Genomic DNA, 16,183 nt, shown 5'->3' with positions numbered 1-16,183 from the left:
ACCCACCCCCCGGCCGCCACCGGGTCCGGTGCTGCCGGCTCAGCCCGACGTCGCGCCCAGGTGGATGAAGCCCGACCAGGCGAACGGCTTGGCCCAGCGCGGTCGAATGCTCAGCTCGCGCAGCTTCGGGGGCATGGTGCTGGGGGCGAGACGGTCAGGGTCCAGCATCCACAGCTGGGTTGCCCGCAGCGCGGCGGCCGGGGGCAGCCCCCGGTCGCGGAGGAAGTGATGGATCATGAACATGGCGAGCGAGGTGGCGTCGTCGTAGACGGCCCAGAGGCTGCCGACCACCGACCGTGCGCCGGCCACCAGGAAGGCGGTGGCCAGGCTGAACACCTCGTCGTAGTCGGCGCCGGTGAGGCCGGTCTCGCAGGCGGCGAGCAGCACCAGGTCGACCAGCGCCGCCCGGTCCCGGCCCAGATCGAGCAGTTGCCCCGCGGTGAGGTGCTCGCCACCGGCCAGCTGGAGCCGCGACTCCCACGGCCGTTCCACCTCGACCGTGCCGTGACAGCCCAAGTGCAGCAGACGGTGCCGCCCGCCCGCCGGTCGGACCAGCCAGTCCCGCAGGCGGGCGACGGAGGCGTCCGGCCCCACGTGCAGCGGCAGACCCGGGTAGAAGGCGTCCCGGACCGCCCTCGCCTCCCCGCCGACGCCCTGATCTCCGCCCGGATCGCCGATCATCAGGGCATCGGTGACCCGACGTTGGTGACCACCGGCGACCGGCTCCGCGCCCTGGCACAGCAGGCGGGCCGACGGGACGTAGGAGATCTCCAGATCCTGCACCGCGTAGCGGGGCACGCCCCGCTCCAAGCGGCGGGCGGCGTGCCAGGGCACCACCCCGAGCGGGCCCATCGGCACCAGACCGATCCGGGGCACGGATCCGCCCCGCTGCCGGCGCAGGTGTCGCATCAGTGGGTCCATGGCGGCCCGCCACGCCCAGTCGCAGAGCGAATCCAGGTGGTCCCGCCAACGGACGGCCGCCTCGGCGCTTCGCTCCTCCGGCGCGCTCTGGCGGTCCCGGAGCGCCCGCAGATAATCCCGCAGTTCCCCGGCCCCGCTGCGCAGTTCCGCGCTGCGCAGCACCGCAACCGCGCCCTCGGCCGGCACCAGCACCAGCAGCCCGCCCTGCCGGCCCGGGCCGGGGACGAGATAGGCCAACAGGTCGAGCCGCTGCGCGCGCAGGGCGGCGCGGATCTCCGCCACGGACGGCGGGTCGAGCAGGGCCACGGCGGCACCGGTCGGGACACCCGGCCGGCGGGACCTGGCCACGGCCTCGCTCCCCACCGGCTGCCAATCCGGCTCGATCCCGGTCAACGCCCGCAGCACCTGGTGCCGCAGGGCGTCCGGAACGATCCCCGCGTCCGGCGCGCCCGCACCCACGACAGCGGCTGCCGCCTCGGCCGCCCGGTCCGCCTCGCCCCATCGCCGGGCCAGGTCGCTCCGGCCGGCCGCCCGCAGCATCGCCGGCACCGACCGCGCGGCGGTGCTGGCGTAGAGCACCAGACCCCGCCCGGCGTCCAGGGCCCGGACCGCGTCGTCGAGGGCGCCGTCGTGGACGCACTGCACCGCCGTGTACACCGCCTCCGCGGCGGCCCGCGCCGCGGCGGTGACGGCGTGCTCGGTACGCGACTGCAACAGGGTCTGCCAGGCGTACCCGCGCAGCACGGCCAGTCCCAGTTCCCGGGCCCGACGGTGGTCCGCGCCGAAACCCCCGGAACGCAGGCGCAGCGCCTCGGCCAGCCGCCGGACGGCACCGGGCCATCGGGCGGCGTAGGGCCCGCCGATGACGCCGAGCGCCCGCTCGCCCTGGCGCACCGCCTCGGCGGCGTCGGCGCGACGTCGGGTGAGCCGGGCGAGGTCCAGCCGTATCTCGGCGAGCAGCTCCACGGCCGGTTCGATCACCAGGGTGCCGGCAGCGGGATCGCCGAGCAGCCGCTCCACCTCGACGGCCGCCTGCCGCAACACGGCGGGATCGCCCCGGTTGGCCCGCCAGCGGCCGGCCACCGATGACAGGACCATCATCTGGCCGAGAGCCGGCACGTCGAGCGTTGGGCCCGGGCCGGTGGCCGCAGGTCCGGCCGGCCGGGTCGCGCCGCGATGGGCCGCCGGCCCGCCCGGTCCCGGAGCGGGGCGGACCGGCGCGCCCCGGACCCCGAGGAACGACTCCATCATGTCGACCAGCAGCCGGCTCTGCTCGTCGCCGGGATCCTGCTCGGCCATCCGCCGGGCTTCGTCCAGGAGCCGGCGTTCCAGTTCGGGGCTCTGGCCAGCCCGGCGCAGGTCCGTCATCATGGCGGCCAGTCGACCGATGAACGGGTCGGCGCTGGCGACCAGCGCCGCCTCGGCCCGGTGCAGGGCCGCCAGGTCACCGGATCGGTGGGCGTCCAGCAGGACCAGAACCGGCAGCAGCTCCCCGGCCAGGCGGGAGACGTCCCGCCCGAGTTCGCCGGATTCGTCGGTGACGCCCGCCTTCAGCAGCCGGTCCAGATCGTCCGCGCCGGCGTACGGGTCAGGCTCGCCCGGGACGGCACCCGACGCGTCGAGCAACCGCTGCACCACCGCCAGGCCGAGCCGGACGGTCGCCGGCAGGTCCTTCGCCCGCCGGCCCTGCTCGTGGAGCTGCCGCCACACCGACGGCGGGAACAGTGGACGCCGCTGCAACCAGAACGGGAGGGCCGCCAGCGCCAGCACGGCGGCCAGCCAGTCGCGCGGATCGGACGACTCGGCCGCCCGCCACGCCTGGTACGCCTCGGTGACCGCGGCCGGCCGGGACCCCACCACCGTCTGCCAGTCCGGGCCCGAGAGCATCAGAGTCAACCGCCGGAAGTGCAGCTCCAGGCCGACCTGCGGGTCGGCCCCGGCGGCCTCGGCCAGCCCGGCCTCGGCCAACCGGATGCCGGCCTCCCGCAGCTCCGGCCGGCCCGTCTTGCTGTGCAGCTCGCCGCAGAGCCGGGCCAGTGCCCCGGCGAACCACGACCGTTCGGCCGGCTCGATCAGCGTCATCGCCCGGTCGACTGCGGCCACCAGCGTGGGGCCCTGCGGCGGAGCGCCGGTCAGCACCAGCGCCCAGGCCAGCCGCGCGGCGCCGAGGGCGACCACCGGCTCCGGGGGCAGGGACCAGACCGGGCCGGCCAGCAGCTCCACCGCGGAGCGCAGGTCCTCCGGCTGGTCACCGTCGGCCAGGACGAGCCCGAGGTGGAGGGCGACCATGTCCCGCTCGGGTCCGGCGGGCAGCGCGGCGCAGGCGCTGCGGTGCCCGAGCAGCTCCGCGCGGAGTTCTGCGGCCTCGGCGGCGTCGTCGTCGGCCAGGGCGACGTAGCGGTGGAACAACTCGACCACGTCGGCCAGGAGAGTGGGCCCGGCCTGGGCCGGGCCGGTCACGCCCGGCCCCGTGGTGCCGAGCGGGACGCCGGGGTCGTATCCGGTCACGGCGTGCCGGCCGACGTGTCGGCGGACTGCACCACCTCGGCGGCGAGCCAGACCGTGAGCGCCACCAGGGCGAGCAGGGTGAGGATCTGGACGACGATGAGCACGGCCCGGCCGCCGCGGTAGCCGGGTGGGATCGGTTCGGTGGACATGTCACTCCTGTGGTCGGTGCGGGCCGGCCCTTGGTCGACGGGGGTCCGGCCCGCGAGGGTCTCCGTCAGGTCAGCGCGATCCGTTCCCGGCGCAGCAGCCAGCCGATCGGGGCCAGGGCTCCCTGCCGGCCGGTGTCCTTCGCGTTGATGCAGAAGTAGCGGACCTCGGCGAAGTCGCGTTCGGCGGTGAGCAGCAGGTTCTCCATCTGCCGGTCGACCAGCCAGCGGCGCACCGCGGCCGGGTCGTCGTGGCCCGGCTCGATGCCGACGCCGACCGGCAGCTTGGCCAACAGGTCGCCCTTGGTGAGCACGAACGCGATCCGCTGCCGCTCGGTGGCCACCCCGTAGCGACGCAGCCGGTTGACCGTGCCGTTGTAGGAGTCCTCGGCATCGTGCCGGGACGCGTTGGCCTGCCGCTCGATCTCCGGGAACGAGGACAGCTGCTCGCCGACCTCCGGGATGGCGAACGGGTCGAGGACGAAGACCAGCGTGCGGGCGAAGTCCAGGTATCCGTACCCGGCGTTCTTGTTCGGGTCGGTCAGGTTCTCGCCCGCCGCGTCGAAGAGGTGCAGCAGCGCGTCCCGTCCCCGGTGCCGCAGGAGCAGCGTGGTGGCGAAGGGCACCCAGTCGGTGCTGGTCTTGTGCACTGCGGCGGTCCCGTCGACGATCTGGACGCTCTGCCGGTAGGTCCGCTCGCTGTCGCGGTCGACCAGTTCGACCACGGTGTCCCGGGTGCCGGAGAGCGCGGTGAGCCCGACCAGGGCGCTCGTCAACAGTTGGGTCTTGCCCGAGGAGGTCGCGCCGAAGACCGGGATCCGGACGTCGGTGATCGCCGCCGCCCCCCGGTGCAGCGGATGGCCGCAGAGCTGGCACAGGGCCGCCAGCTGCTGGCTGGCCCGTCCCCGGGTGACCGGCAGCGCGGTGCCACAGGCGCAGGTGCGCCGGAGCAGGCCGAGCCGGCCGGGTCGCAGCGCCCGGTGCAGGTTGCCGCCCTGCGGGTGCGTGCCGGGGCAGCGGTAGGCCGGCAGCCGGGAGACGTGGTAGCAGGCCGGGCAGCTGGCGGCGGCGCGCAGCCGAAGCTGCCGGAGCCGCTCGTAGAGCCGCAGCAGCCCGGTGGTCACCACGCCGAGCAGCAGCATCACCATGGTGGCGAGCAGGTTGGCCGCCACGGCCAGCACCACCCCGAGCGTCATGCCGATCCCGATCCCGATCGCGCCGAAGATCGCGAAGAGAGGCCAGAGCAACAGCAGCTTCTTGCGGTTGGTGACGTCGAGGAGTCGCCCGGTGAGGCGCATCAGCGACAGCAGGTCCCGCACGACCCAGCGGACCGCCTCCCACTGGTCGATGAACACCTGGCCGACCCAGTAGCTGGGCCAGGCCGGGTCGACGGTGAGGTACGGCCTGCGCTGCCGACGCCGGGCGGAGCGGGCCGCCTCCCGGTCCGGGGTGAACAGCGGCACCGGGCGTCGTCCCGCGAGCAACATGATCGTGCGGATGATCGCCCAGCCGGCCCCGCCGGCCATCAGCACGGGCACGGCCACGGCGGTGAACTGGAACAGCGCGAGGAAGAGCAACGGGAGGCAGAAGAACAGGTAGACGCCGACCGCCGCGAGGACCAGCAGCCACTTGACGGTCTCCCCGTCGAGAAGCGGACGGCGGTAGAAGGGGTCGTAGGGGTCGTAGTAGTAGCCCATCGGTCACCCTTTCCGATGCCAGAGTCGGGACAGCAGGCCCGGTTTGCGGGCGTCGACGACCAGCTGCTGCCACCGGGCGGTCAGCCGTTGGCGGCGCAGCCCCGTCACGAGTTCCTCGGCGGCGGCCACCGGTCGCTCCTCCGCCCTGCTCAGCCAGCGCCGGACGCCCTGGGCCAACTGACGCCGGAGGTCGGCCTCCAGCTCCGGCGGCGCGCCGGGGTCGGCGGCCAGGGCGAAGGCGAGCGCCACGTGCCACGGTTCCCCGGGCCGGCGGACCAGGGCGAGCAGGCGCTGCGCGTAGGCCGCCGCCAGTTCCGGCAGCGCCGTCAGGTGCTCCAGCACCCCGGCCGGGTGGCGGTTCACCAGCAGCGCGGAGAGCAGCTCGGTGTCGTGGGTGCGGACCACGGCGCGGGGCAACGCGGTCAGCCGGGAGCGCAACCGCGCGTCGGCTCCCCGTGCCCGGGTCAGGGCGGCCGCCAGTTCCTCGACGGCCTGGTCGGCCTTCAGCAGCCCGGCCAGCTCCGGATCCGGCGGCAGCAGCCCCTGGCGCAGCAGCCGCCGCCCCAGCGTCAGGTCCTCGGTCGGCAGCCGGTGGGCGGTCAGCAGGCTCTCGCGCAGCCCGGCGACCGCCTCGGCCGGCAGCACGGTGCCCGGCGGCGCCTTCCGGGCCAGCAGCCCCAGCTCGTGCGGGTCCGCCGTCGACCGCCGGAACAGGATCCGGGCCAGCCGTTCGACGGTCTCCGGCCGCCCCCGCTGCGCCGCGCCGACGAGGAAGTGGTCGACCAGCTCGTGCCGCTGCGTCACCGGCAGGTGCCGGACGGCGGCGGCCACCACCGCCTCGTCCAGCCGGCTGTCGATCGCCGTCAGCCCGGGTTCCAGCACCCGCCACCAGGCGTCGGCGATCGCGTCGGCCTGGTCCGGGTCGCGCCGCACCCGCTCGCGCAACACGTCGTTGCGGAGGTCGACCAGGGCCTCCCCGTCCGGCCAGCCGCCCGGGTCGTACCCGTGTTCGGGGTGCTCGGCCCAGTCGACGGCGAAGGCGTGGGCCGCCGGGCGTACGGCCGGCAGCGGCACCGCGAGGCCGCAGCGGCGGGCGGCGCGCAACAGCGCCTCGAAGGCCGCCGGCTCGGCCCGGCCCAGCTCCTCGGCCAGCAGTCGCTGCGCCGCGTGCTGGTGCGCGCCGGTCCAGATCCGCGGCGGCAGCGGGTCGAGCTGGGCGCTGGGCACCTGCCCGGTGTCGACGGCCCGGCGCAGCTCGGCGGCGATCAGGGCCTGCCGGACGGCGGCGACCCGGTCGGCGGCCCACAACGGGCTGCCCGGGTCGGCCCGGTTGCCGGTGTGGGCGATCTCGTCGAGCAGGGCCAGCGGCTCCGCCGGCCAGCGGGTCACCTCGGCGACGAGGGTGTCCAGCACCGGGCCGCCGTAGTCGCGTACCTGCCGGGTCGGGCCGCCGCGCAGCCAGCGGACCAGCGCTTCGGCCTCCTGCGGGGTCGGCGGCTGTCCCAGCACCGCCACGGCGGCCACCACGGCGGCCTGCTCGGACGGCAGCCCGGAGTCGGCGGCGACCTCGACGGCGTCGACCACGTCGTACGGGTCCGCGGTGAGGAAGAGGTCGGCCCAGCGGCGGGCCGTCGGCGTCGCCTCGACCGGGGTACGGATGTCGCGGGTCAGGTCCACCACGACGAAGCCCTGGTCGTTGTCGACGGCGGGGTGGGGGGTCTCCCACTCCGGATGCACGGCGAGCACCGGTTGGTTGGCGTGCATCGGCCGGGTGGTGAAGACCTTGAAGCCGATCGTCAGCGCCACCCGCTGCGGCAGCAGCAGGGTGGCGGCCGTGATCCAGCCCAGCACCAACGCCGGGTCGGGGCAGACGAAGAGCACCCGGGCGGCGTCGGGTCGGTCGAGCCGGCTCAGCACGGTGACCAGGTCGGCGAGCAGGTCGCGCCCGCCGGGGGTGGCGCGGACCAGGTCCCGGACCCGGGCGACGTCCAGCGGCCCCGGCTCCCAGTCCTCGCCGGGCGGCGGGCAGCTCGTGGTGGGGGCCGGCTGCCGGGTCCAGCAGGAGGCGCCGAACAGTTGGGCGGGACGCACCGGCCCGTAGGCGTCGGGGTCGGTGGTGAGCAGGGCGTGGGTGAGCTGGTTGCCCTCCCGGTTCCCGTTGGCCTCCCGGCCGAGATAGCACCCGGCCGCCGTGGCGTAACGGTGGCCGTCGTGCACGTGGGACAGGGACGGCGGGTAGCGGTCGGCGGGGCGGCGCTCCCCCATCCAGTTCGTCGGGGCCTCGTAGAGCAGGTTCCCCTCGACCAGGGCCATGTCCTGCTGGTCGGCCCCGGGGGAGCGGGCCTGGAACTGGAGTCCGGCGGTGCCCTGCAACCCCTGGCCGGGACGGCAGTCGGTGTAGACGAGGGCCTCGAAGCCGCTCGCCGGCGGCGGTGGGTCGGGGGTCATCGACGCCTCGTTTCACCACGGACCACGCCGAAGCGGCTCAGCAGCCACAGCAGCGGCTCGGCCACCCGGAAGGGGCGCACCCCACCCGGGTCCACCTTCTGGTTGGCGTAGTCCGGCGGGGCGCCCAGCGCCGAGACCACGAAGTAGCGGAAGTTGGTGTAGTTGGTGCTCAGGTGGCTGTCGATCTCGTCCCCGCCGAACTCGTGCAGCAGCGCCCGGACCTGTTCGTGCGTGTCCCGGCCGGCGGTCTCGTCGTAGTGGGCGGTGGACTCGTCGGGCACCTCGAAGAGCGGGTTGTCGCTGCCGAGGGCGTCGAAGAACGCGTCGATCTTGGCGAACGCCACCGCCACCGGGAGTCGGATCGGCTTGTCGCCGGGGATGCTCCGGCTCTCCCGCAGCGTGTCGGTCACATTACCGAGCACGGTTTTGGCCGATTCCCGCGTCCCTTCCTTGTCGTCGTCGGGCGTGACGATCCGGTCTGCCGCCTGCGGCAGGGTGAACGGGTCCAGGAGCACGATCAGCGCGTCGGCGGCGTCGAGGTACCTCAGGTCCCGGGACCGGCCCTGGCTGCTCAGGTCCTCGCCGGCGGTGTCGTAGAAGGAGAGGTAGGTGGTGCGGAAGCGCAGCCCGGTCAGGGTCCGCCGGCCGGCCTGCCGCCACTCGAAGACCAACGCCTCCTGCCGGCCGGCGCTGCCCGCCGAGGCGGTCTGCTCGAACAACTGCCCCCGCTGGTAGACCCGGTCGACGTTCCTCTCCAGCCACCGCAGCGGGGACTCGGCACCGCCCTGGGCATCACCGGTGAACCGCACGTCGGCGTGGAAACGGCGGCGCAGCGTGGTGCGTAGCTCGTTGGCGAGCACGGTCAGGTACACCGTCTTGCCGGTGTTCTTCGCCCCGATCATGGCGATCAGCGGGCTGCGGGACCGGTCGAAGCCGACCGGGAGCGGGGTGTGGCAGCGGGGGCACACCCGGATGCCGGTCAGCGATCCGCACCCCGGGCAGCTGGCCTGGCGGGGGAAGACCGGCCGCACCCGGTGCCAGCCGGGTCGGAAGGAGGGGCGGACGATGCCCTTGAACCCGGTCCCGGTCTCCCGCGCCTCGTCCCGGGTGGCCGGGCAGCCGGTGCGGTTCACCGAGCCACGACCGTTGCACTGGTACCAGAGCCGTTTGGCGGGGATCCGGTGGTAGCAGTAGGGGCAGGAGGTCTTCCGGCGCATCACGTCACACCTTCAACTGGTCGACCGGCGGATCCCGCAGGACCGCGCCGGAGGGGGGATCGACGAAACACCTGATCCAGTACGGCCGGGGCAGCTCCCCGGGCAGGTCGAACTCGAACCGCCGGGTCTGCCCGGCCCCGAACTCCACGTCGGAGACGCGCAGCAGCTCGCGGCCCTGGTCGGGCCGCACCGGCAGCACCGGCCCGGCACGCGCCACCACGACCAGGTGCGCGACGGCGCAGTCCCGCTCGGCGGTGACCGCGAGCGCCCGGCGCGGGGAGAACCGGTTGCGCAGCCCCGCGAGCCGCTCGACGGTGTACGCGAGGCGGCCGGGGCGGCCCGGCACGTCGCAGCAGACCGCCGGGGATCGGGCCCGGCCCGCCGGTCCGATCGCGATGCCGACCACGCTGACCCGCGCGGGCCGGTCGTCGGCGGTCAGCCGGCAACCCTTCTCGTGCAGGTAGCGGCTCCTGCTGACCTGGAAGACCTCGTCCGGGCAGCCGTCGCGGGCGTGGGTCACCTCGGCGAGGCTCACCGTGTCCGGCCACACCCAGGAGATGTCCACCTGGTCGCCGGCGCGCTGCGCGCGCAGCCGCTCCACCGGCGCGGCCGTGCCCTGGGTGACCGGCCGCCCGACGATCGTCCCCTCGCCGCCGACGGCAAGCGGCAGGTAGACGTGGAAGCCCTGGGGCACGTCGGCTTCCAGCACGCGCCGGCCGTCGGCGTCGGCGGGAGCCCCGGTGACCTCGACGCCGTATCCGTCGAGCGCCGGCTCGTGGATCGTGGCACCGACCGGCCACGGCGGTGGGGCGTCGGCCCGGCGGATGCGGACCCGGATGCCGGGCTGGGGCAGCCAGGAGAGCCGGACCCGGACCTGGTTCCCCACCGCCCGGACCGGTTCGACGGTGAGCGACTCGACCGGGCGGGCCCGGGGCCGGGGCGCGGCGGTGACCACCACCATCGCCGAGGTGACCTCCCGGCCGGCCGGGTCCCGGTAGACCGCGACCAGGCTGTAGTGGTAGTCGCGTCCCTGCTGGACCGTGGTGTCGGTCAGCCCGGTCGGCTCGGCGCGCAGCGGCACGCCGTCGTCGGGGGAGCCGGGCCGTCGGGACTCGGTCCGGCGCACCCGCACCGCGACCGTCGCCGGGTGGGGACGCCAGGCGAGGGTGACCTCGTGCGGGGTCGCCAGCACCGTCACCTCCCCCACCGGCGGGGCGAGCAGGGCGATCGCGGTCGCCGCCCGGGACCAGGCGCCCGACTCGCCCGCGGCGAAGACCGCGTAGCCGCAGCGGGCGCCGACCGGCGGCTCCGGGTCCGCCGCCGTCGGCTCGGTGGTCTCGGCGACCAGCGTCCCCGCCTGCGGGGTGGCGGGCGGGTCCCCGTCGCCGCGGACCACCCGGTAGCGCAGGTCGGTGCGTTCGGTGGCCGGCCGCGCCCAGCTCAGCACCGTCGGCGCGCCGGGATGCACCCGCAGGTCCTGCGGCGGCGGGGGGCGCAGCCGGCGCAGCCGGGCGGCGAGGGCGTCGTCGTCGGCGGCGACGGCCAGCGCCTGCCGCAGGAGCTGCTCCGCCGCCTCCTCCCGGTCGGCGGCCAGCGCCTGGTCGACCTGGTCCAACAGTGCGACGACCCGCTGCTCGGCGGCGGCGATCTCCCGCCGCAGCGTCTCCCGGTCGGCGTGCTCGGCCGGCACGGCGGCCAGCCGCTGCGCGGCGGTGCGCAGCTCGCCCTGGCCGAGCAGCGCCCGTACCTGGTCGGCCGGGCTGACCGTGGCGGAGACGGTGACCGGCATGCTGAGCACCAGCAGCTCGGCGTCCTCCGGGGTCAGACCGAGATCGACGGCGGTGCGGACCAGCAGCCGGTCCGCCAGCCCGGCGGCCCGGCCCTGCCGCACCTGCTCGGCCACCTGGAACAGCGCGATGCCGGCCAGCGCGACGCCACGGTCGGCGGCGGTACGCAGCGCGACCAGCGCCGCCTTGCGGGCCCGCACCGCGGGCGAGTCGGCGGCGGCGTTCTCGGCGGCGCTGCGCGCCCGCACCACCTCGGCGGTCAGCGTCAGTTCGGGTCGGCCGGGCACGGCGAAGCCGGCGCAGAGCCGGAACGGTTCCCGCAGGTCGGGGTGGAGCAGGTGCACGATGGTCGACGCCCCGGCGATGCCCAGGTTCTCGGTGAGGGTGCGGTATGCGGTCCGCTCCATCCCGCTGTCGGCGGGCAGCTCCACCGGCTCGACCACGACCAGCTTGGCCTGGCGGACCGCCTGGTCGAGCTGGTCGTGGTCGAAGGTGGCCTGATGGTGGGCGACGATGGCGGCGAGCTGCCCCGGGGTGACCCGGCCCGAGCCGCCGTAGGAGTCGCGCAGGTCACGGACCAGCCCGTCGAGGGCGCCCCGGGCGCGCTGGCGGTACGCCGTCGCCTGCTGTTCCCACCAGGCCGGGTCGAGCATGGCGCCGCCGGCGGTGCGCTTGAGCTCCTCGTCGGCGGCGAGCAGCCGCTTGCACACCCCGGTCGCCGCCTGCGCGGCCGGCCCGCTGGCCTTCTGGTTCCAGTAGGTACGCACCTTCCGCAGCCGCTGTTCGAGGGCCGCCCGGTCCATCCCGGGCTCGACGGCGTAGCGCACCCGGAGGTCACCGTCGGGCAGCCGGCCCCGCCGCCCGCGCAGCGGGCCGATCACCTCCCGGTCGTACCGGGCCGGGTCGAATTCCATCGGCTCAGGACCTCACCGAGATCGCCGACACCTTCGCCCGCAGTTGGGGGATCTCCTCCTCGGACAGGACGCTGACCCGGACGGCGATGGTCAGGTCCTTGCCGGAGGTGGGTTCGACGGCGTGCACGGTGAGCAGGCCGTCGTCGTCCACGGTCATGCTGATGTTGATCGGGGAGCCCTGCGGCAACGGCGGCAACCCGGTGATGGTGCCCGCGCCACGGTCGACCGCCTTGTTGGCGAACAGCTCGGCGCTCTCCACCGTGCCGGCCTGTTCGTAGACCTCGATCCTCAGTTCCTGCTGGTTGTCCACCACGGTGCCGCCCACCAGGGGGTGCGGCCCGGAGGGCAGCGGGTCGTCGGCGTGCACCAGGTGCGCGACGTAGGAGGCGGCCTCGGTGTCCTCCGCCCAGCCGGGCTTGTCGGTGTCGACCAGCTTCACCCCGAACGCCTTGGGCAGCACGGTGGTGATCCGCTTGTGGGAGACCGCCGCGATGGACTCGGCGCTGAGCCCGGTCAGGTTGGCCAGTTCGTTGACCCGCTCGGCCCGCTCCTCGGCGGTCGGGGCGGACTCGGCCGTCGGGTCGGCCGCCTGCCAGACCGCCCGGCTGAGCGCGTAGCGGGCCGCGCCCTTGGCCACCGCCAGGTCCGGGTCGTGCAGTTGCGGACGCCAGCCGTACGCCTCGGCGAGCCGGGCCGTCACGGCGGGCATCTTGGTCGAGCCGCCGACCAGCAGCACCTCGTCGACGAGCTGTCGCGGATCGCCGCCGAGCTTGTCGCGGAGCTTGTCCAGCGTGCGGTCGGTGATGGCGATCGTGTTGTCCAGCAGGTCCCGGGTGATCTCCTCGAAGGTCTCCCGGGTGATGGTGACCATCGCCGAGGCGCCGGCGAAGCGCAGCGGGACGGTGCGCGAGGTGGCCTGGGAGAGCTGCCGCTTGACCTGCTCGGCGGTGAGGTAGAGGTCCTGCATGAACTGGGCGTCCTCGGCCGGTTCCTCGGCCGGCGCGGCCGCGGCGACGAACTCCTGGAGCAGGTGCTGGGCCAGCCGGTCGTCCCAGTCGGCGCCGCCGAGCTCCTGGTCGCCGTCGGTGCAGATCACCTCCACGGCGTCCGGGCCGACCCGGATCACGGTGGTGTCGAAGGTGCCGCCGCCCAGGTCGTAGACGAGCACGGTCCGCTCGGCGGCCCCGTCCATCAGGTCGTACTGCAACGCGGCGGCCACCGGTTCCGGCACGATGCCGAGGACGTCCAGCCCGGCCAGGATCCCGGCGTTGCGGGTGGCGTCGCGTTCCAGCATCCCGAAGTACGCCGGCACGGTGATCACCACCTGCCGCACCTCGCCCTGGGTGTACTCCTGGGCGTACTCGACGAGCCGGCGCAGGATCAACGCGGAGATCGACTCGGGGGTGTGCGTCTCGCCGAAGAACTCCCACTGCCGTTCCCGGCCCATCTGACGCTTGACCCGTTCGACGACGTGCGCGGGGTCGACCCGGGCCATGTTCCGCGCGTTCGCCCCGACCATCACGTTGTCGGCGCTCTCGAAGTAGACCACCGAGGGCATGGTGTCGCTCTCGCTGATGAGGTCCCGGATCACGGTCGGGCGGCCCGTCTCGTCGATGTAGGAGATCGCCGAGTAGGTGGTGCCCAGGTCGATGCCGAAGTAGGTGAGCTGCTCAGTCATCTCTGTCCTCTTTGTCCTCGAAGCCGTCGTGGGGTGATTCGCTGGTCGACGTCAGTGCGCCGGGGCGGCCGGGCCGCCCGGGGCCGGCGGCGGGGTGCGCACCGGCGTCGGGGTGGCGGACCGGCGGCACACGACGACCGAGGCGGGCAGGAGCACGCGGTCGGAGACGACGTCCCGGTAGCCGTCGGCGAGCGGCTCGGCCACCGTGCCGTCCCGTGCCGGGTCGTCCGTGCAGACCACCCGGGCCACCCGGTGGGATCCCGGTTCGAAGGGGGTCCCGGCCGTCGCGCGCAGCACCTGGACGCCGGCGCGTTCCAGGGTCAGCTCGATGCTGTAGGCGAAGCTGCCGAGCAGCTCCGCCACGGTCGGCACCGTCACGGGGTCGCGCAGGGTCGCCGCCTGCCGCAGCAGGTCGTTGCGGAGGCTCTGCAGGTCGGTGACGAGCGGACGGGTCACCGACCGGTACTCGCCGGACCGGAGCCGCAGGTTCTCCTCGTGCAGCCGGTCGATGACCCGTTCCCGGGCCGCCGCCCGTTCGTTCTGCCGGGCGAGCTCGTGCTGGATCGCGGCGAGCGCCGCGCCGATCTCCCACAACCGGTCGGCGGCGGACTCGGCCGGTTCCCCGTCGGGCAGTTCCTCCTGCACCGACCAGGTCTCCTCGTGCACCGGCCAGGTCTGCTCGTCGGCGGTCAGCCGGGCGTCCGGCCCGCCGTCGGCCGGTCCGTCCGCCGGGTCGTTGCTGTCGTGGGGGGCTCGCGTCATGGTCTCCACATCCGTCTCGGGGGTCTCGGGGTGGCCGGGCTGAGCGGGCGGCGGGGCGTCGGTCACGCCGTCGCGGACCGACGGCCGGTTTCGGCCCGTCGGCGTCGGTGGGCGCGGCGGGTCGTCAGGGCGAGCCAGGTCGTCAGGAACGCGCCGGGCACCAGCACGGCGGCCCAAGCCCAGCCCGTCGGAACGAGGTCGGCGAGCCAGGCCAGCCCCGCCCACAGGACGGTGGCGACCAGCGCGGCCAGGGCCAGGTGCTCGACGGGGGAGGTGCCGCCCCGGCGCGCCGAGGCCAGCCGGATGACGGCCAGGGGCAGGTAGAAGGCGACCGCGCCGAGGCCGACGACCACCGCCGGCTGGACCCGCGGCGGCAGCGGCACCTGGTAGCGCAGGGCCTGGATCGCGGTCAGCACCATCAGGACCGCGCCGACGAGGGCGGTCTGCGCCAGGGTGTAGCGCTCCCGCCGGGCGGCCTCCCAGCGCCGCACCGAACGGTCGAGCAGCACGCCGACGCTGGTGGTGCGCGCCAGCGTCGCCCGCAGGTAGGTGAGGTCGTCGTCGAGCTGCCGGTCGAACCAGGTGGTCAGCGCGTGGTCGTCGGCGAACGGGCCGTCCCGGTGCGCACCGGTCGGTGGCGGCACGAGAGTGGCCATGTTGGTGGCGGCGATCTGCACCGTGCGACGCAGGCCGCTCAGCTCGGCGACCGCGTCCAGCAGTCCGGCCTCGTCCGCGACCAGCCGGCCGAGGCCGCGGGCGTACCGGTCCCACTGCGCCGGGTCGGGCTGGTCATCCTCGGCGGCCTCGTCCAGCAGCGGCAGCAGCCGGGCCAGCCGGGCGTCGACCTCGTGGGGCAGCGACCGGGCCTGCCCGGCGGCCCAGACCCGCAGCTCGTAGCGGGCCATCGCCGCGTACAGCAGGTACCGGGTCAGCGTCGCCGGTTCGGCCCGGCCGCTGCTCCAGGCCCATTCGCTGAGCTGCTCCCCGGCGCCTTTCGGCGCGACGACCACGAGCCGACGCAGCCGGCGGTCGTCCGGCAGCCCCGACGCCTCCCAGACCACGAACCCGCCGGGTGTCACGGCCACCCCCGGCGACGGCCGGTCGGCTCCGGGCGGCAGCCGCCGGCCCGACACGCCCTGCGCCGGCCCGGACGGCCGGTCGGGTCCGTCCAGTTCGGCGCGCAGCGCCGCGTACGCCTGGGCGGTCGCGTTCGCGGAGCCCCACCGGGAACGCCGGTGCAGGGCCAGCCGGAGCCGCACCTCGCCCAGCACCGCCGGGTGCTCGCCGCCCCGGGCGCGCGCCCAGTCGGCCTCCAGCGCCGGCCAGCTCGTCGCCTGCCCGGGGGCCAGCACGACCGACAGGCCGAGCATGTCGCTCCGGCGGTAGGCGAACATCTCGTGGACGCCGCCGCCGCTGCGCCGGGCCGCCGCGACCGGGCCGTCCCGCGCAGGCAGGCCGTCGACGTCGCCCGGCAGGTCCGTCGGCAGGTCGAGCGGGGTGGGCTCCACGATGGCCAGCAGTTCCTGGCAGCGCCGCCACACCTGGGCGAGATGGGCGTGACCGTGCGGGTGGTGCGGTCCGGTGAGCGGAACGAAGACGTGCGCCACCAGTTCGCGGTCAGTCAGCGGTGCGGCGCTCATCCGCCCGCCCCCCGTCGTCCTTGCCCCGGCCGCGCCACTGGTCCGCCCGGTGGATGAGGATGGCCACCCGTTCGCGCAGCTGGTACGGTGCGGGCTGGCTCGGCTGGGTGCCCAACGGGGTGGCCCGCACGGCGAATGACGCCTCGATGAGGGCGGACTGCCGAGCGAGTTCGACCAGATCACCGCGGGACAACGCCCGATCGGCAGCGATTACCAGCAACTCGATCCGCTGCCAAGTGGCCATTGGCAGGAATTGCTCCAGCAGATCGGTCAGGACCCCCTGGAGTTCGCATAGAATGTGCTCCTCGTCGACCTCTCGACCCGCCACCACCACGCACCTTTCCGACCTGCCAGAACAGCCTTTCTTCAGCCACCTCAGCTGATCAGCGGCATCGCTTCCACAACAAGTCCCGTACTGCTGAAAGTCGGCTTACCGACCGCTTCCGGTTTGCTTCCGGTGAACGC

10 protein-coding genes are annotated in these 16,183 nt (G+C 74.8%); all 10 read right to left on the bottom strand.

The window, feature by feature from the left end:
* Window positions 1-39 precede the first annotated feature (39 nt).
* A complete protein-coding gene (locus tag O7633_RS30260) occupies window positions 40-3,429 on the bottom strand; it encodes a CHAT domain-containing protein (RefSeq protein WP_282324821.1) in 3,390 nt (1,129 codons plus the stop codon).
* Entirely contained in the window at window positions 3,426-3,578 is a 153-nt protein-coding gene (locus O7633_RS30255) for a hypothetical protein (protein ID WP_278133490.1), read from the bottom strand. The genes O7633_RS30260 and O7633_RS30255 overlap by 4 nt, the downstream gene beginning before the upstream one ends.
* Window positions 3,579-3,643: 65 nt before the next feature.
* Window positions 3,644-5,272: a hypothetical protein gene (locus tag O7633_RS30250; protein ID WP_282324820.1), complete on the bottom strand. Its 1,629-nt coding sequence runs from the start codon at window positions 5,270-5,272 to the stop codon at window positions 3,644-3,646.
* 3 nt (window positions 5,273-5,275) lie between these two features.
* Window positions 5,276-7,720 (bottom strand): GTPase-associated protein 1-related protein, encoded by a 2,445-nt coding sequence (locus O7633_RS30245; RefSeq protein ID WP_282324819.1) that lies wholly within the window; start codon window positions 7,718-7,720, stop codon window positions 5,276-5,278.
* Window positions 7,717-8,937 (bottom strand): hypothetical protein, encoded by a 1,221-nt coding sequence (locus O7633_RS30240; RefSeq protein ID WP_282324818.1) that lies wholly within the window; start codon window positions 8,935-8,937, stop codon window positions 7,717-7,719. Before O7633_RS30240 ends, O7633_RS30245 begins: the two co-directional genes overlap by 4 nt.
* A gap of 4 nt (window positions 8,938-8,941) precedes the next feature.
* Window positions 8,942-11,638, bottom strand: coding sequence for a hypothetical protein (locus O7633_RS30235; protein WP_282324817.1), 2,697 nt, complete (start codon window positions 11,636-11,638; stop codon window positions 8,942-8,944).
* 4 nt (window positions 11,639-11,642) lie between these two features.
* Window positions 11,643-13,316 (bottom strand): Hsp70 family protein, encoded by a 1,674-nt coding sequence (locus tag O7633_RS30230; protein WP_282324816.1) that lies wholly within the window; start codon window positions 13,314-13,316, stop codon window positions 11,643-11,645.
* A gap of 51 nt (window positions 13,317-13,367) precedes the next feature.
* Window positions 13,368-14,078, bottom strand: coding sequence for a nucleotide exchange factor GrpE (gene grpE, locus O7633_RS30225; protein ID WP_282324815.1), 711 nt, complete (start codon window positions 14,076-14,078; stop codon window positions 13,368-13,370).
* Between the two features lie 62 nt (window positions 14,079-14,140).
* Window positions 14,141-15,718, bottom strand: coding sequence for a CATRA conflict system CASPASE/TPR repeat-associated protein (locus O7633_RS30220; protein WP_282324814.1), 1,578 nt, complete (start codon window positions 15,716-15,718; stop codon window positions 14,141-14,143).
* Window positions 15,696-16,046, bottom strand: coding sequence for a CATRA system-associated protein (locus O7633_RS30215; protein ID WP_282324813.1), 351 nt, complete (start codon window positions 16,044-16,046; stop codon window positions 15,696-15,698). Before O7633_RS30215 ends, O7633_RS30220 begins: the two co-directional genes overlap by 23 nt.
* Window positions 16,047-16,183 lie beyond the last annotated feature (137 nt).

The sequence above is a fragment of the Micromonospora sp. WMMD712 genome (assembly GCF_029581295.1).
Taxonomy (GTDB): domain Bacteria; phylum Actinomycetota; class Actinomycetes; order Mycobacteriales; family Micromonosporaceae; genus Micromonospora; species Micromonospora carbonacea.
This window is presented reverse-complemented; position numbering and strand designations above follow the sequence as displayed.

Excerpts from the sequence above, each read along its gene's own strand:
- O7633_RS30255 (WP_278133490.1), bottom strand. The coding sequence starts at position 3,578 with ATGTCCACCGAACCGATCCCACCCGGCTACCGCGGCGGCCGGGCCGTG.
- O7633_RS30250 (WP_282324820.1), bottom strand. The coding sequence starts at position 5,272 with ATGGGCTACTACTACGACCCCTACGACCCCTTCTACCGCCGTCCGCTT.
- O7633_RS30245 (WP_282324819.1), bottom strand. The coding sequence starts at position 7,720 with ATGACCCCCGACCCACCGCCGCCGGCGAGCGGCTTCGAGGCCCTCGTC.
- O7633_RS30235 (WP_282324817.1), bottom strand. The coding sequence starts at position 11,638 with ATGGAATTCGACCCGGCCCGGTACGACCGGGAGGTGATCGGCCCGCTG.
- grpE (WP_282324815.1), bottom strand. The coding sequence starts at position 14,078 with ATGACGCGAGCCCCCCACGACAGCAACGACCCGGCGGACGGACCGGCC.
- O7633_RS30240 (WP_282324818.1), bottom strand. The coding sequence starts at position 8,937 with ATGCGCCGGAAGACCTCCTGCCCCTACTGCTACCACCGGATCCCCGCC.
- O7633_RS30220 (WP_282324814.1), bottom strand. The coding sequence starts at position 15,718 with ATGAGCGCCGCACCGCTGACTGACCGCGAACTGGTGGCGCACGTCTTC.
- O7633_RS30230 (WP_282324816.1), bottom strand. The coding sequence starts at position 13,316 with ATGACTGAGCAGCTCACCTACTTCGGCATCGACCTGGGCACCACCTAC.